Annotated in this window: 23 protein-coding genes and 1 pseudogene; all 24 read left to right on the plus strand. The window is 47.2% G+C overall.

What is annotated here, in order from left to right; translation table 11 throughout:
• The first annotated feature begins 72 nt into the window (after positions 1–72).
• The 24 genes and pseudogenes from rsmA to spoIIE all read left to right on the plus strand — a co-directional run bounded on the left by rsmA (position 73) and on the right by spoIIE (position 24,378).
• Positions 73–957, plus strand: coding sequence for a 16S rRNA (adenine(1518)-N(6)/adenine(1519)-N(6))-dimethyltransferase RsmA (rsmA, locus tag BLT91_RS25855; protein ID WP_302847553.1), 885 nt, complete (start codon positions 73–75; stop codon positions 955–957).
• A 54-nt stretch (positions 958–1,011) separates the two neighbouring features.
• Positions 1,012–1,884: a sporulation peptidase YabG gene (yabG, locus tag BLT91_RS25860; RefSeq protein WP_090826581.1), complete on the plus strand. Its 873-nt coding sequence runs from the start codon at positions 1,012–1,014 to the stop codon at positions 1,882–1,884.
• A 292-nt stretch (positions 1,885–2,176) separates the two neighbouring features.
• Positions 2,177–2,452, plus strand: coding sequence for a biofilm formation stimulator Veg (veg, locus tag BLT91_RS25865; RefSeq protein ID WP_028557365.1), 276 nt, complete (start codon positions 2,177–2,179; stop codon positions 2,450–2,452).
• A 223-nt stretch (positions 2,453–2,675) separates the two neighbouring features.
• Positions 2,676–2,846: pseudogene (locus BLT91_RS25870) on the plus strand (small, acid-soluble spore protein, alpha/beta type); the annotation flags it as partial.
• A 426-nt stretch (positions 2,847–3,272) separates the two neighbouring features.
• The gene (gene ispE / locus BLT91_RS25875; RefSeq protein ID WP_090826583.1) at positions 3,273–4,127 is read left to right on the plus strand and encodes a 4-(cytidine 5'-diphospho)-2-C-methyl-D-erythritol kinase; all 855 of its coding nucleotides are present in this window, start codon (positions 3,273–3,275) and stop codon (positions 4,125–4,127) included.
• Positions 4,128–4,328: 201 nt separating this feature from the next.
• On the plus strand, positions 4,329–5,165 hold the full coding sequence (gene purR / locus BLT91_RS25880) for a pur operon repressor (RefSeq protein ID WP_090826585.1): 837 nt from the start codon (positions 4,329–4,331) through the stop codon (positions 5,163–5,165).
• 3 nt (positions 5,166–5,168) lie between these two features.
• A complete protein-coding gene (locus tag BLT91_RS25885) occupies positions 5,169–5,552 on the plus strand; it encodes a RidA family protein (RefSeq protein WP_090826587.1) in 384 nt (127 codons plus the stop codon).
• Between the two features lie 118 nt (positions 5,553–5,670).
• Positions 5,671–5,955 (plus strand): septation regulator SpoVG, encoded by a 285-nt coding sequence (spoVG, locus tag BLT91_RS25890; protein WP_090826589.1) that lies wholly within the window; start codon positions 5,671–5,673, stop codon positions 5,953–5,955.
• A gap of 133 nt (positions 5,956–6,088) precedes the next feature.
• Positions 6,089–7,492: a bifunctional UDP-N-acetylglucosamine diphosphorylase/glucosamine-1-phosphate N-acetyltransferase GlmU gene (glmU, locus tag BLT91_RS25895; RefSeq protein WP_090826653.1), complete on the plus strand. Its 1,404-nt coding sequence runs from the start codon at positions 6,089–6,091 to the stop codon at positions 7,490–7,492.
• A 157-nt stretch (positions 7,493–7,649) separates the two neighbouring features.
• Positions 7,650–8,291 (plus strand): 50S ribosomal protein L25, encoded by a 642-nt coding sequence (locus tag BLT91_RS25900; RefSeq protein ID WP_090826591.1) that lies wholly within the window; start codon positions 7,650–7,652, stop codon positions 8,289–8,291.
• A gap of 396 nt (positions 8,292–8,687) precedes the next feature.
• A complete protein-coding gene (pth, locus tag BLT91_RS25910; RefSeq protein ID WP_090826595.1) occupies positions 8,688–9,248 on the plus strand; it encodes an aminoacyl-tRNA hydrolase in 561 nt (186 codons plus the stop codon).
• A gap of 131 nt (positions 9,249–9,379) precedes the next feature.
• Entirely contained in the window at positions 9,380–9,607 is a 228-nt protein-coding gene (locus BLT91_RS25915; protein WP_090826597.1) for an anti-sigma-F factor Fin, read from the plus strand.
• Between the two features lie 74 nt (positions 9,608–9,681).
• Complete coding sequence (mfd, locus tag BLT91_RS25920) at positions 9,682–13,209, plus strand: transcription-repair coupling factor (protein ID WP_090826598.1); 3,528 nt, start codon at positions 9,682–9,684, stop codon at positions 13,207–13,209.
• Entirely contained in the window at positions 13,190–14,287 is a 1,098-nt protein-coding gene (locus BLT91_RS25925; protein ID WP_090826601.1) for a peptidylprolyl isomerase, read from the plus strand. The genes mfd and BLT91_RS25925 overlap by 20 nt, the downstream gene beginning before the upstream one ends.
• 244 nt (positions 14,288–14,531) lie before the next feature.
• Positions 14,532–15,074 carry a stage V sporulation protein T gene (spoVT, locus tag BLT91_RS25930; RefSeq protein ID WP_090826603.1) on the plus strand — a complete coding sequence of 181 codons (543 nt, stop codon included), beginning with the start codon at positions 14,532–14,534 and terminating at the stop codon, positions 15,072–15,074.
• 131 nt (positions 15,075–15,205) lie between these two features.
• Positions 15,206–16,981, plus strand: coding sequence for a putative polysaccharide biosynthesis protein (locus BLT91_RS25935; RefSeq protein ID WP_090826605.1), 1,776 nt, complete (start codon positions 15,206–15,208; stop codon positions 16,979–16,981).
• A gap of 314 nt (positions 16,982–17,295) precedes the next feature.
• On the plus strand, positions 17,296–18,816 hold the full coding sequence (gene mazG, locus BLT91_RS25940; protein ID WP_090826607.1) for a bifunctional methyltransferase/pyrophosphohydrolase YabN: 1,521 nt from the start codon (positions 17,296–17,298) through the stop codon (positions 18,814–18,816).
• A gap of 170 nt (positions 18,817–18,986) precedes the next feature.
• Positions 18,987–19,259 (plus strand): HU family DNA-binding protein, encoded by a 273-nt coding sequence (locus BLT91_RS25945; protein WP_029197991.1) that lies wholly within the window; start codon positions 18,987–18,989, stop codon positions 19,257–19,259.
• Complete coding sequence (locus BLT91_RS25950) at positions 19,259–19,522, plus strand: RNA-binding S4 domain-containing protein (RefSeq protein ID WP_029197990.1); 264 nt, start codon at positions 19,259–19,261, stop codon at positions 19,520–19,522. Before BLT91_RS25945 ends, BLT91_RS25950 begins: the two co-directional genes overlap by 1 nt.
• A gap of 130 nt (positions 19,523–19,652) precedes the next feature.
• Entirely contained in the window at positions 19,653–19,940 is a 288-nt protein-coding gene (gene yabP / locus BLT91_RS25955) for a sporulation protein YabP (protein ID WP_090826608.1), read from the plus strand.
• The gene (yabQ, locus tag BLT91_RS25960) at positions 19,937–20,512 is read left to right on the plus strand and encodes a spore cortex biosynthesis protein YabQ (protein ID WP_090826610.1); all 576 of its coding nucleotides are present in this window, start codon (positions 19,937–19,939) and stop codon (positions 20,510–20,512) included. Before yabP ends, yabQ begins: the two co-directional genes overlap by 4 nt.
• 15 nt (positions 20,513–20,527) lie before the next feature.
• The gene (locus tag BLT91_RS25965) at positions 20,528–20,851 is read left to right on the plus strand and encodes an FtsB family cell division protein (RefSeq protein ID WP_090826613.1); all 324 of its coding nucleotides are present in this window, start codon (positions 20,528–20,530) and stop codon (positions 20,849–20,851) included.
• 108 nt (positions 20,852–20,959) lie between these two features.
• On the plus strand, positions 20,960–21,556 hold the full coding sequence (locus BLT91_RS25970) for a S1 domain-containing RNA-binding protein (protein WP_090826615.1): 597 nt from the start codon (positions 20,960–20,962) through the stop codon (positions 21,554–21,556).
• Positions 21,557–21,885: 329 nt separating this feature from the next.
• Positions 21,886–24,378: a stage II sporulation protein E gene (gene spoIIE / locus BLT91_RS25975; RefSeq protein ID WP_090826655.1), complete on the plus strand. Its 2,493-nt coding sequence runs from the start codon at positions 21,886–21,888 to the stop codon at positions 24,376–24,378.
• The last annotated feature ends 92 nt before the right edge of the window (positions 24,379–24,470 follow it).

Raw genomic sequence — 24,470 nt, forward strand, 5'->3', positions numbered from 1 at the left:
GCATATGAAGATGTGAAGTCCAGAACCTATAGATAATGAGGTCTATACATGAATATACCCAACAATGAAGTGATTGTAACTGCAGAAGACGTGGCAACACCAAGTAAAACGAAACAAATTATTAAGAGAAATGGACTTGTGCTCAAAAAGAGCTTGGGTCAAAACTTTTTGATTGACCAAAACATCCTGAGCAAGATCGTATCGGCCGCTGAGCTTGGGCCGAACAAGGCTGCGCTGGAGATCGGCCCCGGTATTGGGGCACTCACCCAGCAGCTGGCCAAACTCGCTGGCCGCGTCTTGGCCGTTGAGATCGATCAGCGTCTGCTGCCCATTCTGGCCGAAACGCTAGAGCCTTATCCCCATGCTACGGTCGTCCATGGAGATATTTTGAAGACGGACCTGCCGGAGCTGTTCCGGCAGCACTTCGAGGGCGTGGGTGGCGTCAGTGTCGTCGCCAACCTGCCTTACTACATCACGACGCCGATCATCATGAAGCTTCTCGAGGAAAAGCTTCCCTTGGAGAATATTGTCGTGATGATTCAAAAAGAGGTGGCCGACCGCATGGCGGCTCGCCCGGGAACCAAAGATTACGGCAGCCTGAGTATTGCCGTGCAGTTCCACTGCGAGCCGGAGCTCGTCACGATCGTGCCGCGCACCGTCTTCGTGCCGCAGCCGAACGTCGATTCCGCCGTGATCCGGCTGCGTGTGCGCAAAACCCCGCCGGTCGAGGTGGCGGACGTTGACTTCTTCTTCGCCGTCGTCCAAGCGTCCTTCGTCCAGCGGCGTAAAACTCTTTACAACAACCTAGCTGCGCGGTTCTTCACGAAAGAAAATAAACCGGAGCTGGAAGCGCTGCTGCTTGGCTGTAACATAGAGCCATCACGCCGCGGTGAAACGCTCAGTATGGAAGAGTTCGCACGCTTGTCGTCGGCTCTCCTCGCTCACGGCTGTAAATAACCCGCACCAAATGCCTAGTCCCGCCATAGGATACCCCTAGGAGGGGATTGTGCGATGAGGCAAGGAGACTTTGTTACCCGTAAATCCTATGGCGGCGACGTCATGTTTAAGATTGAGCGCATTGAGCAGATGAAAGCAATCCTGCGAGGTGTGGATTATAGACTGCTCGCGGATGCGCCTTTAGGGGACTTAACCATTTCGAAACTCACGGAGGCGTTGGATCATCCGCGATCGAGTTCACCCGAATTTCGTGAGTCGCTGCGGCGTTTAGCGTTATCCCAGGTACAATTGCAGGAGAAAAACCAACTCTCCATAACCCATAAGCAAAAAGCCAATATGAGCTACTTTGAAGTCCCTGGTAAAGTGCTGCATCTAGATGGTGATCCGACCTACTTACGCAAAAGTATGCAGCTCTATGGGGAATTGCGTGTGCCGGCCGAGGGTTATTATATTCCTGAATCACAAATGGCAGAAGCTCTCCATCGGCTGCTTCCGCAAATTAATCCGGACATTGTCGTCATTACTGGTCATGACGGAATACTTAAGCATCGTAAGGGCGCAGGGCCTGGTAGTCTTGGCAGCTATAAGAATTCCCAAAACTTCGTGAACGCCGTACAGATCGCCAGACAGTATGAACGCAATCGGGACTCCATGATTATCGTGGCTGGGGCTTGCCAGTCCCATTTTGAGGCGTTACTGAGGGCTGGAGCCAATTATGCTAGTTCTCCTGCTCGTATCCTCATCCACGCACTAGACCCGCTTTGTATCGCGGCAAAGCTGTCGTATACTTCCGTGAAGGACACGATATCCATGCTGGATATCGCTGAGTTAACGGTGACGGGCTTGGACGGTTTAGGTGGGGTAGAGACAAGAGGAAGCTACCGCATGGGGGTTCCAGGCATTCAACATCCAGAAGAGCATGTTTAATGGGCTCCTACCGAACTTAAATGTGACTTGAAACAACCGAATATCAGGTCAAATAAGCAGCACTTGTTTAGTCATTTAACTCCTTGAAGGAGGGTGACTAGGTAAGTGTTCTTTTTTTGGAAAAGTGTGAATAATTTGCGAACTTTGGAGACAACCTATAGAATGGGGAATTCGGAAATTAGGCGAAAATGCCGTTGACAACAGGATTGTGGTGCTGATATAATATTTGCCCGCGTTTGACATGCATGTCTGAATGGGTTATAATAAACTAGGAAAGAGGTGGTAGTTGACAATGGCAAAAAATGCGCTGTTGGAGATCAAACGCAGTTTGGAGCCCCACGTCGGGCAGAAGATCATGTTGAGAGCGAATGGCGGCCGTCGAAAGACTGTCGAGCGTTCTGGAGTTTTAGAAGAAACCTACCCTTCTGTGTTTATTGTGAAATTGGACCAAGAATCACACGCCTTTAAACGAGTGTCTTACAGCTACGCCGATATCCTTACCGAATCCGTTGAAGTTACTGTATGTAATGATGATGGTCAGGTTCGTATCACCTATATCCAACATTAGCTTAATGCGTTCCTATATGAGCAGACCCTGAGGGTCTGTTTTTGCATTTGTATGGACCTTATTCGATTGGGCATACTAAGCAAACGAAAAGTAGGTTAATACTTACGAAGTCAGTTTTCTCCGAAAACTCAGTTAATGCTTACGAAGTCAGTTTTCTCCGAAAACTCTGGTTATGCTTACGATGCTAGTTTTGCTAAAAGCAAAACTCTAAGGAGGTTCTATTATGAGTCGCAGAAGAGGTATCATGTCCGAAAGTTTTAAGTATGAATTAGCCAAAGATCTAGGGTTTTATGATGTGGTTCAGCGCGAGGGTTGGGAAGGCATCCGTACGAAAGATGCTGGGAATATGGTAAAGCGGGCGATTCAAATCGCCGAGGAGCAGTTGGCGAAGCAGTACACGGCCTCGGCCCCGTCGATAAACCAATCACAAAGTTCCTACAGTCAGCCAAACTATAATCAACCTAGTTACAATCAAACAAGCTACAGTTCGTCGAATTATAACCAGTCCGCTTATTCAGCTGGGCAAACGCAACAGTCGTATGCGCAGCCTGGCTTTAGTCAGAGTGGGTATGGCGGAACACAACAGTCTTCCTATTCACCTGCCTACACGCCAAATGCCAACAACACGAACATGAGCAACTTTACTCCGTCTTACCTAAATCAACCTCATCCAGCGATATGGAATCAGGCTACGTCAGGTTCGCAGCAAGCAGCTCGACCGGAACAGCGTCCCTATTAAAGCTAAAGCAATTGCTTTAGCTTTTTTTATGCTCTTTTGTTATAATATTTGAATGGCAAACGAGCAAAAGAAGGTGATCTGATGAAGATTTTTGAAAAAGCACCGGCTAAAATCAATTTATCCCTTGATGTTTTACATAAAAGATCAGACGGTTACCATGAAGTTGAGATGGTCATGACGATGGTGGACCTGGCAGACCGGATCGAAATGCAGGAGCTTTCGCGGGATACCATCATCATTTCCAGTCAGGCAGGCTATATCCCGTTAGACGAGAAGAACTTAGCCTTTCAAGCGGCTCGTCTTATCAAGGATCGGTACAACGTCAAACAGGGCGTTTACATCCATTTAGACAAGCATATCCCCGTGGCGGCAGGACTTGCAGGGGGGAGCAGCGATGCGGCGGCGACGCTTAGAGGATTGAATCGGCTTTGGAATTTAAACATCTCTATGGAAGAGCTGCAGGTTCTTGGCGCTGAGCTAGGATCCGATGTGCCTTTCTGTGTGACGGGAGGGACAGCTGTCGCAAGAGGGCGCGGAGAAAAGCTGGAGCCGATCATATCGCCGCCACAGTGCTGGGTCGTCTTGGCGAAACCGCCAATCAATGTTTCCACTTCGGAGATTTATGGGAAACTGAATGCCGGCGAGATTAAGTATCATCCTTCTACGGAGGGTGTGCTAAGAGCGATTCGCGAGAAGCAGTTCGATCAGCTCTGCGGCAGCCTCGGCAATGTGTTAGAGGAAGTGACGCTGGACCTTTATCCCGAGGTGAGACATCTCAAAGAATGCATGCAGAAGCTAGGTGCAGACGGCGTGCTGATGTCGGGCAGCGGGCCGACGGTATTTGGTCTCGTATCTAAGGAAGCGAAGGTGCCGCGTATTTATAACGGGCTGCGCGGATTTTGTAAGGATGTTTATGCCGTACGTATGTTGACGTAGAACGGTGTAAGATGAATGCAGGGGCCCCAGAAAAGGGCTCTTTTTCATTGCTTAGGTTTCGGACAAGGTCCAGCCCATTCTTTTTGATATGTTAATTTGGTGTTATGTTTATGTTAATATAATTTTCATGAGAAGCTTGAATAAATACGTATAAAAGTGGTATATTCTCTTTATAATATTCGGATTTATGGGGGGAGTGCGATGAAAAAGTTGAAAAGGAGCGCTAGGCTGGTAGAAATGACGCAATATTTGTTATTTCGCCCCCATTCGTTAATCCCTTTAACGACTTTCGCCGAGCGATACAACTCAGCTAAGTCTTCGATTAGTGAAGATTTGGCGATCATTAAAGAAGTGTTTGAGGAAGAGGGACTCGGAGAGCTGCAAACGCTTGCGGGAGCGGCTGGCGGGGTAAAGTTTTCACCGAAGGTACCTAAGGAAATATCACTGAAGTTTATTCAGAACCTTTGTTTACAGCTGCAGCAGCCAGAAAGGATTCTTCCGGGCGGTTACTTATATATGTCGGATATCATGGGGCAGCCCCAGTATTTGAATGAAATTGGCAAAACGTTTGCATCCGCGTTCGCTGGTCGTGATATTGATGTGATTATGACAGTAGAAACGAAAGGCATTCCGCTCGCTTATGCGACGGCTACTTATATGAATTTACCCGTTGTTATTGTTCGAAGGGACAGTAGAGTGACAGAAGGATCAGCGGTTAGCATCAACTATGTATCAGGTTCCAACAAGCGTATTCAGACGATGTCACTCGCAAGGCGTGCTCTGAAAGAAGAATCTAAAGTACTTATCATTGATGATTTCATGCATGTGGGCGGAACGATTCATGGCATGATGGATTTGTTAGCAGAATTCAAAGCCTCCGTCCAAGGGGTAGGTGTGTTCATGGAGTCTTGTGAAGTCGAAGAGCATCTTATTGATCATTACGTATCGCTGGCAAGATTATACGGCGTAGATTCCAAGACCAAACAAATTACAGTAGAGCCAGGCAATTATTTTGACAGTAAAAAAGGAGATTCGTAAACGATGGAATTTATTTCAACAACGGCAGCACCTGCTGCTATCGGACCTTATTCGCAAGCCGTAAAGCTGGGGAACCTGCTCTTTACTTCCGGACAAATCCCACTTGGTTTAGACGGACAAATAGTACAGGGTGGAATCAAGGAACAAGCGCATCAAGTGTTCACGAATTTGAAGGGTGTGCTTGAAGCGGCAGGTTCATCGTTTGGCCAAGTTGTGAAAGCAACGGTTTTTCTAAAGGATATGAATCAATTTACAGAGCTGAATGAGATTTATGCGGCGTACTTTGGTGATCATAAACCGGCCAGATCGACGGTCGAAGTGGCCAGATTACCCCGTGATGTTTTTGTCGAAATAGAGTTAATTGCTGTGATTCCTGTCGAAATTTAACAAAAACATTAAGATCATATAAAATTATCGAAAATTTCAAAAAAAGAAGAAGGAATTTGCACGAAGATGTGGAATATTACACCCAAGTCTCAGAGATGGAAAAAGGTGGTGAACACAAGTGCAAATTACAGATGTAAGACTCCGCCGGGTCAACTCCGAGGGGAGGATGAAAGCGATTGCTTCCATTACCATTGATAACGAGTTCGTCGTACACGACATACGTGTCATCGACGGTAATAACGGAATGTTCGTAGCTATGCCTAGCAAACGAACGCCGGATGGGGAGTTCCGAGATATCGCTCATCCAATTTCTTCCGCCACACGCGAAAAAATTCAAGCAGCCGTATTGGCTGAATACGATCGCGCAGCTGTAGAAGAAGAGGTAATAGAAGAAGGCGCATAATTCAGATTATTGAGAGAGCCCGTGGGGCTCTCTTTTCTTTTGGGTGGAATTGATGCTATATTTGGTGAAGAACTCATCGATTTACCATACATTAGTCTTACTATTTATTAAAAATAAAGGGGTTGGATGGCAGTTGAAGCTCATGGCGATTGTTCTGGCGGCAGGGCAAGGAAAACGTATGAAATCGAAGCTTTACAAGGTACTTCATCCGGTTGTAGGTAAACCTATGGTGGGGCACGTTGTTGACACGCTGGAGCATATAGAAGTAACTAAAACACTGGTCATCGTTGGATTCGGGGCAGAAGCTGTTAAGGGCTACCTGGGAGATCGCGTAGAGTATGCTCTGCAAGAGCAACAGCTTGGGACAGGACATGCGGTTCTCCAAGCGAAGGATGCTCTTGGTGATGTGGAAGGGATGACTGTTGTCATATGCGGTGATACACCGCTTATCTCGGAAGCCACACTGAAGAGCACCATTGAACTTCATCAGCAATCCGGTGCGTCTGCGACCATTCTGACGGCCAAGCTCGATGAGCCGCAAGGTTATGGACGTATTATTCGAGGCGAAGACGGCCGTGTCACACGTATTGTTGAGCAGAAAGATTGCAGCAGCGAAGAAGCGGCTGTTCAGGAGATCAATACAGGTACTTATATTTTCGATAATCAGAAGCTATTCAAAGCGCTGACCTCAGTGACGAACAATAATGTGCAAAATGAATACTATCTAACCGATGTCATTGGGATTTTGACAAGCGGAGGAGAAGTTGTACAAGGCTACTGCATGGAGGATGCCGCGGAATCGATCGGTGTTAACGATCGTGTGGCACTTGCTGAAGCTGAGCGTTTGTTCAAGGTACGCATTAACCGTGAGCATATGCTGAACGGGGTTACGATTATAGATCCATCTAACACTTATATTGAAAAAGATGTTACCATCGGAGCAGATACGGTGCTGCTGCCGGGTACTATTTTGCGTGGACACACGGTCATAGGCGATCAATGTACCATTGGGCCGCAAACGGAAATTATTGACTCGACTGTTAAGGATGAGGTCACGATTAAACAGTCCGTCCTGCAGGGCGCATTTGTGGATAATGAGGCTAGTGTAGGGCCGTTTGCCTATTTGAGACCTGGCGCTAACATTGGGAAGCAAGTGAAAATTGGCGACTTCGTCGAAATTAAGAACGCTACTCTTGGTGAGGGGACGAAAGTATCTCATTTAAGCTATGTAGGGGATGCTGTTGTTGGTACGAATGTAAACATCGGCTGTGGCGCAATTACCGTGAACTATGACGGATTCAATAAGAATCTAACGGAAATTGGTGATGATGCGTTTGTGGGCAGTAATGTGAATTTGATTGCACCTGTGAAAATCGGCAGTGGCGCCTATGTTGTCGCGGGCTCAACGATTACGCATGATGTGAATGACGGAGATCTGGCGATTGCCCGTGAGAGACAATCCAATAAGCCAGGCTATGCGGATAAAATTAAAGCGCGGATGAAAGCGAAGAAGGACAACAAAGCGAACAAAGCATAAAAGTCATGGGCGAAGAAAAGGGTAAATCTCCTTTAACGAGGGTGATTTTGGATGGAACTTCTTGAGGTTGGGTAGGCTATGAATTAGCTGTTACCCACTTGGCATCGTTTACGAAAGTAAGTGTGCTGAGCAAAACTCTTAGGAGGTTCTTTTTCTTATGGTATTGTCATTAAAGGCGGAAACCCGCAAAGAAACAACGAAAAATGATATTAAACAATTGCGTGTTAAGGGTAGAGTACCTGCAGTCGTGTATGGCAAGAAAGTGGCTACTACGGTCATTACTGTTGATCAGAAGGAATTAGTGGCACTGCTCCACAAAAACCCTCATGCAGTCATTGATCTGGAAATGCCAGACGGCAGTGGAAAACAGCCTGTCATGATCAACGAAATACAACGCAACCCAATAAACCGCATGCTGCTTCATGTCGACTTTCACCAAATTAATATGGATGAACCGGTTAAAACGGTTGTCAACTTGGAATTCATCGGAGAGGCAGAGGGGGTCAAAGAAGGCGGTATTTTGCAAATTCAATTGCATGAGCTGGAGATTCGATGTTTACCAAACCAGATACCGGGTTCAATCAAGGTGGATATCTCGAACGTGGGACTCGGGGACAACATGCTTGTAAGCCAACTCTCTGTACCGAGCACGATAGAGGTCAAGTCAGACCCTCATGGGCTCGTTCTGACCGTACTCGCACCTCAGAAAGAGGTTGCTGAGGATGTTATGGTTCAGGATGAGGAGGCCAAACAAGCCGATGAGGCAGACGAGGCGGTCAAGGAAGAACAGACGGTATAAATGGATCGAAAAGGGTACCCCTGCCGATGTGCGGAGGGTATCCTTTGTTTTTCTCGGTGTAAGTCGTTTAATATCCGGGCCGCGAAAGAAAAACGTGTGTTTTTCGGTTATAGATCGTATTATTTACCTTAACAAAATGCATGCAGTAAATTTCAATGAAGCCTATATCCTTATAAAGGTTTTGATAGTATACTTGGACGGGAATGCCGGCATCTATATGATCTTGAAAATGATGATCGCAAGTAAGTTGTTGACCGTTTAGATACATATGCAATGATTCACCCGCTGCTATAAATTTGATGGTTCATTTTATTAACATATAGGTAAACAATAACCTTTAGGTGTTGGTTCCGCAAAGGATTTTTTTAGTTTATATCTAGGAGGACTTAGAAGAACATGAAATGTTTTATTGGACTTGGTAATCCGGGTAAACAATATGAGATGAATCGGCACAATGTTGGATTCATGGCCATTGACCGTTTTGCTGCCAAATGGGGGTTCAACTCTTTTCAAAATAAAGCAAAAGGGCTTCTGGGAGAGGGTGTAGTGAACGGTACGAAGGTGTATTTGCTTAAACCGATGACTTATATGAATCTTTCAGGCGAATCAATGAGGGCGTTCCTAGACTTTTATAAAGCGAAGCTGGAAGATGTCGTCATTATTTATGATGATATGGATACATCTTTTGGTCAGATCCGGCTCCGGTATCAAGGCAGCCCTGGCGGTCACAATGGGATTAAATCGATTATACAGCACGGCGGTACACAAAGTTTTAACCGTATTCGCATTGGCGTGAATAGACCTGCCCCAGGCTATAATATTGCCGATTATGTCTTGTCTAATTTTTCCAAAGAAGAGATGAAGTCGATCGATGAGGTGTTAGATCTCACCTGCGAAGCGATGCTGTCTAGTCTGGATGAACCTTTTGAGAAGACCATGGCGAAGTTTAATAAATAAGATAGACCAACCGCTTTAGACTCCATGTATGCAAGTTCCTTATTCGAAAATGGCAATGGCACATTCGGCTAATTTCTCCGGAGAATGGTCATACTAGGATGTAATCGAATAGTCGAAGGAGGCATACATATATGATTAAGTACATTTGCAGGCATTGTCATACCTTTGTTGGGGAAATTAATGAGCATGCGATTACGGAGCAGCAGTTAGGCTTCCATTTCTTGACCCCCGAAGAGCGTAGAGATATAATATCGTATAACACGAATGGAGATGTTACGGTTAGGGTTGTTTGCGACTACTGTCGTGAAGCATTAGAAGCAAACCCAGAGCTATCCCTACTGACAAGTCCGTTGCAGTAATAATGATGAAGATGAAGAGTTAATAGCCGAGGCAAGTGTGCCAAGGCTTCTTTTTGTGAGAGGAGTGTACTTGTTTGCAAGCTTTAATTCAAGCTTTTTCTGCGGATACCGACTTTCAAACGATCTTGACAGGCATTCGATCCGAGATGAAAGAGCAGCTCGTTGCCGGCCTTACCGGCTCCTCCAAGCAAGTGATGATTGGAACTCTTGCGCGAGAGCTAGCGCGCCCGCTATTCATTGTTACTCATAATATGTTCGCCGCTCAGAAAATAGCGGAGGATTTACTAGAATGTCTATCCCCTAATGAAGTGCTGCTCTATCCATCTCAAGAGCTTCTGACAGCAGAAGAAGCGGCTTCTAGCCCAGAGATGCTAGCGCAGCGCATTGATGTTCTCACCAAGCTGGCGGACGGTTATCGCGGGGTTGTTATTGCGCCTTTCGCTGGTGTACGAAGATTGCTTCCGATCAAGCACGTATTTGAGGAATCCCGTATTACGGTTAAAGTAGGGGATACTGTTCAACTCGATGAGCTTCTGGGCACTTTATCTAATCTCGGTTACGAACGTGTGGAGCGGGTTGAGACCAAAGGTGAAATGAGCGTACGCGGCGGGATTCTGGATTTATTTCCGCTGACGTCGGAGAACGCCATCCGAATTGAACTGTTTGATGTCGATGTTGACTCTATCCGTACCTTCGATGTGAGTGACCAGCGGTCAATAGATAAATTAGAGTCGATAACGATTCCCCCTTGTCGCGAGATTCAAGCAGATAGAAAGCGATTACAATCAGCTGCGCAGCACGCGTATGAGCTGCTTCAGGCGCAGTTGGAGAAGATGACGGACCGATCAGCGAAAGACAAGCTGTTGGAAGGGATCGGACATGATATTGAGCTGCTGCGTGAAGGGCAGACGTTTCCTGGCATTTATAAATATATTTCGCTTTTATATACGGAAAGACAGACCCTCATGGATTACATGCCTAAGGATGCTGTGCTGATTATCGATGAACCGGCGCGTTTGCTGGAGACGGCGAAGCAGCTTGAGCGCGACGAGGCAGAGTGGATGATGCATGCGCTGACAGAGGGGAAGAGCTTGCCGTCTTTTGTGCTGTCCAAATCGTATGAAGCCCTGCTGCATCGCAGGCCTTTTCCAACGTTATATTTATCGCTTTTCCTGCGGCAGGTCGTCGGTATCCAACCGCAAAATATTGTGAACTTCGTTAGTCGTGTCATGCAAAACTTCCATGGACAAATGAATCTCCTCAAATCGGAGATGGAGCGTTGGAAGAAAAATGGCAGCAAGGTCATTCTGCTGGCTAACGGGGAAGACCGTGCTGAACGTGTGCGGCGGGTCCTTCACGATTACCAGATCGAAGTGCCTGAAATTGTAGATGGCAATCTACAAACAGGGTTTGAAATGCCTTCGATCCATTTAGTTGTTATCACCGAAGGCGAGATTTTCACACAGAAGCAGCGAAAAGCGCGTAAGGTCGAGAAGAAGCTGGAGAACGCTGAGCGTATCAAAAGCTATCAAGAGCTTAAGGTCGGCGACTATGTTGTTCACGTCAATCATGGGATCGGGAAGTATGTCGGTATCGGCACTTTGGAAGTGGGCGGTATTCATAAGGATTACCTCCACATTATGTATGCTGGCGGTGACAAGCTGTCAGTGCCGATTGACCAGATTGATTTGATTCAGAAATATGTAGGTTCGGAAGAAAAGGAACCGAAAGTTTATAAGCTCGGCGGGGCTGATTGGGCTAGAGTGAAGAGCAAGGCGAGGGCATCTGTTAAGGACATCGCTGATGAGCTGATCAAGCTTTATGCAGAACGCCAAGCTACAACCGGCTACGGATTTAGTAAAGACAGCTCTTATCAAAATGAGTTCGAAGCGATGTTCCCTTACGATGAAACACGAGATCAGCTTCGTGCAATTGAAGAAATTAAGGTCGATATGGAGAAATCACGTCCCATGGATCGTTTGCTTTGCGGCGACGTAGGCTATGGTAAGACCGAAGTTGCGGTTCGCGCGGCCTTTAAGGCGGCCATTGACGGCAAGCAAGTTGCTGTTTTAGTGCCGACGACGATTTTGGCGCAGCAGCATTATGAAACGTTCCGCGAACGGTTCTCAGGTTATCCGTTTAATGTGAAGGTCCTAAGCCGTTTCCGTTCCAAGAAGGAACAGACCGAAGTCATGAAAGGTGTCAAGAAAGGGACTGTTGACGTCGTCATCGGTACTCACCGGCTGTTGTCGCAGGACGTGCAGTTTAAGGATCTTGGTCTGCTTATTGTCGATGAGGAGCAGCGTTTTGGCGTGTCCCATAAGGAGAAGCTAAAGCGGCTCAAAACAAATGTGGACGTGCTGACGCTGACGGCGACACCGATCCCGAGAACCTTGCACATGTCAATGCTGGGTGTCCGTGATTTATCCGTTATTGAGACGCCGCCAGAGAATCGATTCCCAGTTCAGACCTATGTGGTCGAGTATGGACCAACGCTTGTTAGAGAAGCGATTGAGCGAGAATTAGCGCGTGAAGGTCAAGTTTATTATCTCTACAATCGGGTGCAGGGCATAACTCAGATGGCAGATCAAATCTCGATGATGATTCCCGATGCCCGCGTTACTGTCGCACATGGACAAATGGGCGAGCAGGAGCTGGAGAAGACGATCCTCGATTTTCTCGACGGAGAGTACGATGTGCTCGTAAGTACCAGTATCATCGAGACTGGTGTCGATATTCCGAATGTAAACACACTGATCGTTCATGATGCCGATAAAATGGGGCTATCGCAGCTGTATCAGCTGCGTGGACGTGTAGGGCGTTCTAATCGCGTAGCTTATGCTTACTTCACGTATCAGCGTGATAAAGTGCTCACGGAAGTGGCGGAGAAACGCCTTCAAGCGATTAAAGAGTTTACAGAACTTGGTTCAGGCTTTAAAATTGCGATGAGGGATTTATCCATTCGCGGCGCCGGTAACTTGCTGGGTGCAGAGCAGCATGGGTTCATTGCTTCCGTCGGGTTTGATTTATATTCCCAAATGTTGGCTGAAGAAATTGCAAAGCTGAAACTAGAAATAGATGGGGAAGCGGTCATTCCGGAACCGGAATGGCATACTTCGATCGATATACAATTGGATGCGTATTTGCCATCCGACTACATCTACGACAGCATGCAAAAAATCGAAATTTACAAAAAAGTGGCCGCCATTCGCACGTTGGAAGAAGCCGCGGATCTGCATGATGAGCTTGTTGATCGCTTCGGAGATCTACCGCAGGCCGTTTTCAACTTACTGTCAGTGGCTCGTTTGAAAGCATACGGTTCGGAATACCGGATTGAAACGATCAGCCAAAAAGGGGATGATTACCTAATCAAGGTGCATATTGACCAAAATGGCAGATTAGAAGGACAGAAGCTTATTGCTTTGTCCAAAGGCTTTGATGGTCGAATCAAGTTGAATGCAGACCCGCAGCTTCAAATCGTTATCCGATGTAAAGGTATGAAACCAGAAGCTTCCATAGAATTGGTGGAGAAATTCCTGGTACAATATAAGGATGTTCTGAAAACGAAAGGGGAATTAAAGGATGTTGCCAAATCATACTAGTAAACAACGACTTATTTCGAAAAAATGGATTTTAAGCATGGTGGCATTGCTTCTTGCATTTTCAGTATTAAGTGCATGCGGCAGTAAAAAGCAAGGTGCAGCAACAGCTTCACCTTCACCTTCCTCCACTGCAGCAGCAACGGGAAACCCGAGTGATGTGATTGCTACGTATAAAGAGGGGGGCAAAATCACTCGCGCGGAATTTAACTCATTTATCAGCGTGAACAAAATGTTCTCGCCTCAGCTGGCGCAATTCATGACAGACCCTGCTTTTCAACAAGACATGTTGAAGCAAATGGTGACTTTCCGTGTTCTGTCCGCTAAAGCCGATGATAAAGTAAAGGCGAATGCAGACAAGCAAGTGACGGAGCAAATGAAATCTATTTCGGATTACTTCGGTAAGCAAGAAGGCGGAATGGACAAGCAGCTCAAAGACAACGGTATCGAGTTGAAGGATATCGAGTCTTTGATGAAAATGAGCTTCTATACAATGGGCAGCATGGAAAGTAAAATTACGGATCAAGCAATTCAGGATTCTTATAAAGAACAAGCTGCCGCGCATGCATTCGATATCGCAACAGTCAGCCACATTCTGATTTCCTTGAAAGATGCGGCAACGCAAAAAGATTTGCGTACCAAAGACGAAGCTTTAGCCAGAGCTAAAGAAGTAAAAGGAAAGCTGGATAAAGGCGGCGATTTCGCGGCCCTAGCGAAAGAATATTCCGATGATCCAGGTTCCAAAGATAACGGCGGAACCTACAAAGATGCGGATATTAATCAATGGGTACCTGAATTCAAGCAAGCAGCTAGCACGCTTCCACTGAACACAATCAGTGATCCAGTTGAATCTTCTTTTGGATACCACGTAATGAAAGTGGAGTCAAGAAGCACGAAGCCACTTGATGATACACTCAAAACACAAATCAAGTCTCAGCTAGCGGAGAAATCTTTATCTGAGTTTGCAGAGAAAGAATACCCGAATTTGATTCAAACGAATAATCTGCCGAAACCGGCTGCAAGCCCAGCTCCTGCCGCAAGTCCGGCTGCAAGCCCAGCAGCAAGTCCAGCAGCAAAGTAAGAACTTACCAGGATGTCCGATAATGGGCATCCTGTTTTTATTTGTTATTTTTGGACATGATAAGCGCAGCAGGATGCAAAGCTAAATAAAGTAAATTCCGTAGTAAAAGCGTCTGCATAGAAGAATGGGAAGTGAAGAATACTATGGATAGAATTCGAGTTCCCACCAAATCCCGATCTAGCATACAAGAGTTCATGCTCCTGTCGTATCTAATTCTTGAGCGGAAAGTGAGGCATCTAGAGGTATGAAAGCAACTGGAATTGTCCGTCGGATAGATGATTTAGGGAGAGTTGTTATTCCCAAGGAAATACGACGCACGCTACGCATTCGTGAAGGCGACCCTTTGGAAATTTTCGTGGATCGCGATGGTGAAGTGATTCTAAAGAAGTATTCCCCCATTGGTGAACTTGGTGATTTTGCCAAGGAGTACGCGGAGTCGTTATTTGAGAGCACCAGTCATGTAGCCCTGATCTCAGATCGAGATAATATTATTGCGATGGCCGGGGGGTCAAAAAAGGATTATTTCGAAAAGTCGGTTGGATCGATTATTGAATCCTGTATGGAAAACCGCAAAGCGATTTTGGAAAGCGGCAGTGGTCAGTTTGAGCTCATAAAGGATACAAACGAAACATTTTCTTCTTTCGTCGCGGCTCCGATTGTTGCCGGAGGCGACCCTATCGGATGTGTTATTTTGCTCTCGAAGGACGATAGTGTAAAAATGGGAAATATGGAAGTGAAGATGGTAGAGACCGCGGCTGGATTTCTGGCGAAGCAGATGGAGCAATGAGAAAAAAATAAGACACAAAGGCTTCCTTACTGAGATGTTGACCATCTGTAAGAGAAGCTTTTTTTGTCTGTCATGGCCTATTTCGTTATAATACGTTTATATGTATCACATCAGGGTAGAGGAGAAGTGTGATGGGGGAAACCGGCAAGGGGCATCAAGTTCATAAAGAGGAGCTCCAGGGGAATGTCGGTAAACAGAGTGCCAAGCTGTTAAAAGGTGCTGCTGTGCTGGGGGCTGCCGCTGTTGTATCTAAATTGCTGGGCACCCTGCAAAAGATTCCGTTGCAAAATGTAGCGGGGGACACGGCCTTCGGCATTTATAATGCGGTTTACCCACTCTATATTTTGATTTTATTTGCAGCCACAGCGGGATTTCCGGTAGCCGTTTCCAAGTTCGTAGCCGAACGAGCGATTCATGGTGATCATCTAGGAGCTAGGCGAATTGTCCATATTTCCACAGCCCTATTATTGAGCACCGGTCTTGTATTGTTTGTGTTTTTGTACTTGGGAGCTGGTGAGATTGCCCAATTTATTGGGATTAGCCAGACAGAGAGAGCGATCCGAAGTGTATCCTTTGCTCTGCTGCTATCGCCGATGCTTGCCGTACTACGCGGTTATTTTCAAGGGTATCAAAATATGGTGCCGACGGCTCTTTCACAAGTGATTGAGCAGCTTATCCGAGTAATCACGATGATCGCTTTACTGCTCTATATGGTTGCACTCGCGTACGACGAGGAGTGGATCGCGGCAGGAGCAACGTTCGGCTCTGTAACAGGTGCTGCGGCAGGGCTGTTGGTGATGTATGTCTACTGGCGAAAGGCGATGAAACAGGGACGTAGGGAACAAAGAGACGGTTGGATAGATTTCAAGGATGAGACAAAGTATGAAGAAAAGAATGAGACAAAGCATGAGACCAAGAATGAGACCAAGAATGTGTCCGAGGAGCTCTCCTCATGGCAGTGGGCAAAACGCATTACGGCTTATGCGATTCCTGTCTGTTTGGGGGCTATCGTGGTCCCCCTTCTCACAATTGTCGATACGTTTACGATGCCGCGGTTACTTGAGGCCACGCAAGGGAGCGAGGGGGAAGCGATGCGGCAGTTTGGGCTTTATAACCGTGGGCTGCCGCTCGTTCAGCTCGTTGTGATGATCGCCTCCTCCATGTCAGCCGTTCTAGTTCCTGCTTTGGCCGAAGCTAAAGCCAGAGGGCAGGTTGAACTCATCCGCTTTAGAGCTGAGATGGCAGTAAGACTCTCTTGGATCATCGGGCTCGGAGCCTCATTCGGACTTGCCTTTGCGGCGGTGCCTATAAACGTGATGTTATACAAGAGTAATGAGGCCAGCTGGACGATGGCCGTGCTGGCCTTCACGGCCTTGTTTAGTACGCTGAACGCTGTCTCGGCCAGCGTTCTCCAGGGCGCCGGCGCTATCCGCACGCCGGCGAAGGCTCTGCTCGTTGCCATTGTGCTGAAAGCACTCGGCAACTTGGTGTTCATGCCCCGCTGGGGCATCGACGGCGCCGCGCTCAGCGCGGTGATCGCCTATGCCGCTGCGGCGGGGCTGAACCTGGTGCAGCTGCGTCGCTGCACCGGGGCGCGCTTCGCGCTGCGGCCGTACGCCGTCAGTCCCGCGCTGGGCGTGGGGCTGATGGGCGTCTGCCTCGCAGCGCTGCAATTGCTGGCCATGCCTGCTTTAGCGGCATGGCACGTACCTGAGCGATTGAGCGCTAGCGCAATCGCCTTGGTTTGCGTAGTCGGCGGCGGAGCCGTCTACGCGATCGCGCTGCTGCGCAGCGGCAGCATCAGCCGCGAGGAGCTGCGGCTGATGCCGGAGCTGGACCGGAAGCTGGCGCCGGTCCTGGCGAAACTTTGGCCGGCGAAGGTGTCCGCCGGCCCGGACGAGCGCTAACAGAGCATCGCAGCAGCTGCTGCGATGCTCCAACTGTAAAAAGTACATTAAATCAGCAGAAACTCTTGTTTTTTCTTAATTACCTGCATTTCGTACAGTTAAATTTCACCCAAAAAGCCGAATCAGCCGATTTCCTCTAATTTACCTGCACATTTTGCAGCAAAACTTGCCGGTTAAGGTTTTGTACTTGAATTACCTGATCTTTTTGCAGTAAAGCCTCTGTTTAGGGGAGAGCGCGAACTCGAGGGTTCAAAGTAGGTCATAATAATTCCTTCCCTGCACATAGCAAAAACGAACCCAGGAGGTGTCACCCCATGTCAACGCAAAGCTCACAAATTACGGTCGTCGGACTCGGGACAGGAGACGAAGACCAGCTCACATTAGGTGTCTGGAAAAAACTGCAGTTGGCCGCTAAATCGCAAGCTGCTCTTTACTTGCGCACACAGGATCATCCCATGGTGCACATGCTGGACAACAACCAAATCCCTTACAAAACCTTCGACGCGAATTACGTAGCACATCAAAGCTTCGAGCAGGTATACGTGTCCATTGCGGAGGAACTTATCCAAACCGCCAAACGGCAGGCTGTAGAGGTCATCTACGCGGTGCCCGGCCATCCGATGGTGGCGGAATATACGGTTCAACTCTTGAAGCAGCGCTGCCCCGTTGAAGGGATTTCGCTTCACATCATCGGCGGGGAAAGTTTTCTTGATCAAGCTTTCTTACGATTCGGCTTTGACCCGATTGACGGCTTTCAATTGCTGGACGCAACCAGCCTTAGCCGTTATACGCTCAATCCTCAGCTGCATACCGTTATCGGGCAAGTCTACGATACATACACCGCATCGGATCTTAAAATCAGCCTAATGGATACCTATTCGGATGATTACCGTGTTGTCGTGGGTCACTCCTTGGGTGTGGCAGGGGCAGAGCAAATTATTGAAGTACCGCTTCATGAGCTTGATCATGTAAGTGGATACTGCAATCTTTCCCTCGTTTGGGTGCCAAAGAGTGAAAGGGATGAAGAATATTACCGCACTTTTGGCCGATTGCATGAAATCGTTCAAATCCTGCGCAGCCCGGAAGGCTGCCCTTGGGATCGTGAGCAGACGCACGCCAGCCTGCGCAAAAATCTCATCGAAGAAGCGTATGAGGTTCTTGAAACGATTGATGAGGACGATCCGGAGCACATGTGTGAGGAGCTCGGTGATCTGCTTTTACAAGTCATGCTGCATGCGCAGATGGAAGAGGAAATTGGCACATTCACCGTTTATGATGTGATTGCCACGTTGAACGAGAAGCTCATCCGTCGACATCCGCATGTATTTGGTGAGAACAAGGCAGAGGATGCGGACGAGGCTCTTGTCAACTGGAATGCCATGAAGGCCGAGGAAAAGCGTAAGAAGGGCATTGACGTCTTGAAGCAATCCGTGCTTGACGGTGTGCCGCGCGAGCTTCCAGGGCTCATGAAGGCGCTGAAGCTTCAAAAGAAGGCGGCGACGGTTGGTTTTGACTGGTCAGAACTCGGGGATGTGCTGAATAAGTTGGAAGAAGAGTTAGCGGAGCTTCGTGAGGCTATCGCCAATCCGTCCGAACAAGGCGCCCAAGATAGACTCGAGGAGCTGGGTGATGTTCTTTTTTCCATCGTGAATGTTGCTAGATTTCTGAAGGTTGATCCGGAAGAAGCCATCGCGCAGACGAATCGCAAATTCGTCCAAAGATTTTCCTATATCGAAGAGCAGCTACGTTTAAAAGGACTTACTTTTGAACAAACTGATTTATCAGAGATGGAAAATTTATGGCAAGAAGCAAAAAAAGTTGCAAAACTTCGATAGTAATAGAAGGATTTTGACGAAAAAAGCAGAATACTAAGTTTGGTGTAAGGTTGAATATGGAAATATAATATAGGGATCTTTGAACGTAGGTTCAAATTCTCTCAGCTTTGCAAATGGGTACATAGTAGAAGACTTGATCTTCAAATATTTTTGGGAGGTAAAGAAACCACATGAACAAAACTGATTTGATCAACAACATTGCAGAAAAAAGCGGACTTACAAAGAAAGATGTAGAAGTCGTACTTAACGGATTCCTTGGAGAAGTAACGGACGCTCTTTCATCCGGAGATAAAGTTCAATTGATCGGTTTCGGAACTTTCGAGACTCGCAAACGTTCCGGTCGTACGGGCCGTAACCCACAAACAGGTAACCCCATCGTGATCGCGGAATCCAATGTTCCAGCTTTCAAAGCGGGTAACAAACTTAAAGACGCTGTAAAATAATGCGTATCGATAAGTTTCTCAAAGTATCTCGTCTGATCAAACGTCGTACCGTAGCTAAGGATGTGTCTGATCAAGGACGTGTCTGGATTAACGGTAGAGATGCCAAAGCGAGTACGCACGTGAAAGTCGGAGACGAGCTCTCCATTCAATTCGGCCAGAAAAAGGTGACGATTCGAGTGGAGGTTCTGTCGGAGTCAACTCGCAAGGAAGACGCTGCTCAGATGTACACGCTGCTCAAGGAAGAAGCTTTTCAATCCGAATAACGCTGCAAGTCGCGAAATAGCCTAAGATTCCTGGATAGGGGTCTTAGGCTATTTTTTATTGTAAAAGACTGTGTTCTAAAATAGGGCATCCTCCCATATCGTAATGATAGATGAAGGAGGGGTACAGGCCATGATTGAACCCGTGAAAAACACCAACAAGCGGCAAGAAATTAAAATGCTGAATCGCAAGCTCTTGGAGATCTCCGGAGTTTTGAACGTAGAAAGCTTTGACAGTGAAGAGTTCCTCCTCGAAACGGAAATGGGCTACTTGATGATTAAAGGTCAGAATTTGCACATCAAGAACTTGAGCTTAGAGCAAGGGTTAGTCGCCATAGAAGGATTGATTCACGAATTAGCTTATGTGGATGGAAATACCCAGGAGAAATCCAAGGGGTTTCTTGGTAAGTTATTCAAGTGACCCTTAACGTTCAATTCCATACGATTTTCATGATGTTCTTGAGCGGAATCGCAATTGGTACGATATTTGATGTATTTCGTGTGCTCTCAGGCAAGCTAAGGCTGCCGCGATGGACGATTCCGCTCGTCGATATTGTCTATTGGATTGTGGCGACAATCCTCGTGTTCCGTCTACTTATTTACAGTAATGAAGGACAAGTTCGTGTATTTATTTTCCTGGGGATGGGGATCGGCATCTGTTTTTATTTTGCATTCCTCAGCAAGTGGGTTATTCGTCTTACACTGCTCCTCATTCGTGTAACCATTGCCATCTACCGGTTCTTTGCTAAAACTGTCGAATTGGTCATTATCAAACCGATTATTGGCTTATATCGTCTAACTGTGATAATTTTAGGCTTTTTGCTAGCTGTGGCTATATTCCTTTACAGAATTGTGCTACAATTGCTTTATCCTATGTGGAGACTACTCCTATGGATGACTCGGCCTGTGCATAAATATTTTGTGATCCCTGTTTGGTTGAAGAAACTAAAGAGTAAGATCATAACGATCTATCGCAGGTTATTCTCAAAGTAGGAGGAATTCCTATCTATGCAAGCTCAAGCAACCGCACCATCCAAGCGCAGCAGTAGTATGGGCTCAAAACGAAGACTGCGTTTTCTAATGATCTTTGTCCTATGTTTTATGAGTTGGGCTGCTGTGAACATCTGGGGGCAGTTCGCTAAGCTACACGAGAAGAGTAGTGCCGTTGCGAATATGGAGCAACAGCTCGTTGATGCCAAAAAGCTCAAAGAGCAAACGCAGAAAGAAATCGCTCGACTTCATAATGACGAATATTTGGATCAAATTATTCGCCGAGATTTTCACTATAGTAAAACGGGAGAGACGCCACTGAGTGTCTCGAAGTCGCAATAAAAAATTATAAGAAGAAGCGGCTAATGCCGTGTTGACCGTGGTTTCTGCATCGGTTATAATCGGCGTAGCCAGTGTTTTCAACATTTTAAGGGAGGAACATTTTACTTTATGGCAATTGAAGTTGGCACCAAGTTAGAGGGTAGAGTGACGGGGATTACTCACTTTGGAGCATTCGTCGAGCTTGCTGAAGGAGTTACCGGTCTTGTTCACATTTCGGAGATCGCGGACAATTATGTGAAAGACGTTAATGACCATTTAAAGCTGGAAGACAAAGTATTGGTCAAAGTGATTAACGTGGACAAGGATGGCAAGATCGGACTGTCGATCAAGCAGACGGTTGACAAGCCAGTTGAGGAAAGACCAGCTCGTCCTGAACGAACAGGTGGCAGCAGCTATCAAGGACGTCCTAGCGGAGATCGTCCAGGCGGCTTCCAAGGTGGTCGCCCAAGTAGTGGCGGAGAACGCAGTGGTCCTCCAAGCGGTGGTCCCGGTGGTGGTGGCGGTCGTCCCGGTGGCGGCGGTGGCTTCAATCGCGGCGGCGGTGGTGGCGGTCGCGGCGGCTTTAACAAGCAGCAAGGCGGAGCTAGACCGTTTTCGTTCGAGGATAAAGTATCTCGTTTCCTTAAAGATAGTGAAGAGCGGATTTCGTCTCTGAAAAAGAACACCGAGTCCAAACGCGGTGGCCGAGGCGGAAGAAGAGATTAATAGATGCTAGTAACGAACCACATTCGCATAGGCGAGTGTGGTTTTTTGTTTGTCCTTGCGCCGTCTATTTGATAATAAGCAAAAAACAATCGACACGGAATTACGGTTATCTCCCCCATACGCAGGGCGAAAGTTCGAGGTAATCAGACTTTTGGAAACGTTTTCAATCGTGTAAAGTGAGACTAGGCAAGGGCTGGGCCATGGTGACAAGGCCAACGCTGATTGTCGGAAATTTCTTTGAATCTATCAACTCATTCTGACAAACTTTCTGATAGATTGTCTCTATACTAGAGAAACAAATAAGGAAGAAATGGATGGTGTTCGAAAACATGCAAAGAAGAAGCTTAGGCACAGAGATTGGTGGCGAGTGGTCAGGATTTTGGCAGAAGGCGACAACAGGCGCACGCAGCGCAGCCGTGGAGAACCGATTTGTTCAAGCATTTGTAGCTAAGAAATGGACTTTGCTGCTCATCGTAATGGCCTTCTTGCTCGGTCGTGCAATGATTTTGGAACAGCTCTCTCCGTTTGCTCTAGCGTTTATTGCGGTTATTTATTTTATTAGGAGAGATATTTTACACTGGGTAGGCATTGCTGCTTTTGCTGGTAGCTTATTGTCATTGCATCCGAATACAGGGTATCTCGTCACGGAAATCATCGTTTTCTTACTGATTCAAAAAGCTTTTGAGAAGTTTGAACGCTCTGACATTTCGCTAGCGCCGCTTCTCGTATTCAGCTCAACTTTCCTGGTTCAGCTTTTTGCGGAACTCGTAGTCTCGAACTTAAGCTGGTATTCGCTCATGATGCTAACGGTGGAGGCATTACTTAGTCTAGTGCTGACGCTAATCTTTATACAAGCTATACCTGTATTCACGCTTACCCGTAAAAACTACCATTTGAAACATGAGGAAATCATCTGCTTAATTATCCTGTTAGCTTCCGTGATGACAGGTACGGTGAGCTGGATTGCAGGCCCGGTAACCGTGGAACATGTGCTGTCCCGTTACTTAATTCTCTTATTTGCGCTAGTGGGAGGAGCGCCCTTCGGAGCTTCGGTGGGCGTGATTACAGGACTAATCCTAAGTCTAGCGAATAGCAATGCGATCTATCAGATGAGCTTGCTTGCTTTCTCTGGGATGTTAGCCGGAATGCTCAAGGAAGGTAATCGGTTGGCTGTTGCTTTCGGGATGCTGCTGGGGTCATCGATTCTTTCCTTCTATATGGGGACGGGGGCTGATGTGATCAATTCAACTTGGGAGTCTCTTGCGGCTGTTACGCTATTCCTGTTGACACCGCGGAGTCTGATTCTGACTCTTGCTAAATATGTGCCGGGCACACAGGAAAATTTGAAGTCTCAGCAGGATTATGCGAAGCGGGTTCGCGATGTGACAGCTGGTCGTGTGGAGCAGTTCTCTGAAGTGTTTCGCCAGCTGGCGCGCAGCTTTAAGCAGTTGACGACCGACGATGCAGTGAGCCGTAAAGAAGAGGAAGTTGGACATTTTATGAATTCGGTTGCGCAGAAGGCATGTGACTCCTGTTGGAAAAAGAGCCAGTGCTGGGATCAAAAGTTTTATCAGACATATACGTATATGACCGATATGATGACCCAAATTGAGATGAAGGAGAATATGACGAAAAAGCATATACCGCCGGAGTGGAGGAAGCTTTGCATTCGCACGGATCAAGTGCTGGATGTGATGAAACAGCAGTATGGCTTGTACAAGAATGATTTACATTGGAAAAAGCAGATTATGGATAGCCGCCATCTCGTAGCGGACCAGCTTTCAGGCGTCTCTCAAGTGATGGAGGACTTGGCAAAGGAGATTAAACGGGAAGGACAGGAGCTGTTTCTTCAAGAAGAGCAAATTCGTAATGCGCTGGAGGAACTGGGCTTATCCATTCATACCATCGACATTATTTCCTTAGATGAAGGAAATATAGAGATTGAAATCATTCATCAATACACGAAGGGCTTCGATGAATGCCGGAAAATCATTGCGCCGCTGCTGAGCGAAATTATCGGCGAGAATATCGCCGTGATGCGCGAGGAAATGCATGAGCGCGGCGAGGGCTACAGCACTGTCGTATTCGGCTCCGCTAAGGAATACGAGGTTGAGACCGGGGTCGCCGGCGCAGCCAAAGGAGGCGACCTCTTCTCAGGCGACAGCTTCTCCACGGTGGAGCTGGGCAATGGCAAGTATGCCGTGGCGCTTAGCGACGGCATGGGTAACGGCGAGCGCGCCCGTGCGGAGAGCCAGACGGCACTCAGCATCCTGCAGCAGCTGCTGCAGTCGGGCATGGACGAGAAGCTTGCGATCAAGTCGCTGAACTCGGTGTTGATGCTGCGCTCCTCGGATGAAATGTACGCAACCGTGGATATGGCTTTGATCGATATGTACAGCGCCAACACAACGTTCATGAAAATTGGCTCGACTCCTAGCTTTATTAAGCGCGGGACTGAAGTTATTTCGATCTCAGCTAATAACCTGCCTGTTGGCATCCTAAGCGAGATCGATGTTGATCTGGTCTCGATTCCGCTCCAATCCGGAGATATCCTCGTCATGATGACCGACGGTATCTACGATGCACCAGGACATGCGGTGAACAAAGAGATGTGGATGAAACGGATGATTCAGGAGATTGACACCACGCTGCCGCAAGATTTTGCGGACTGTTTATTGGAACGGATTTTCCGCCACCATCATGGCGAAATTCAAGATGATATGACGGTAGTCGTTGCACGCGTAGAGAAACGGCAGCCCGAGTGGGCCACCTTCCGCTGGCCGGGAATTACACGAATGGAACGTCCAAAGAGCGTCAGCTAGTCGTTTTATAGAAGCCATAACAGCTCATTTGCTGTTATGGCTTTTTTAGCATCATGCCACAAGTGAATTAAATTACGATCTCTTTGCTCATG

It is taken from the genome of Paenibacillus sp. yr247 (assembly GCF_900103825.1).
Classification (GTDB): Bacteria; Bacillota; Bacilli; order Paenibacillales; family NBRC-103111; genus Paenibacillus_E.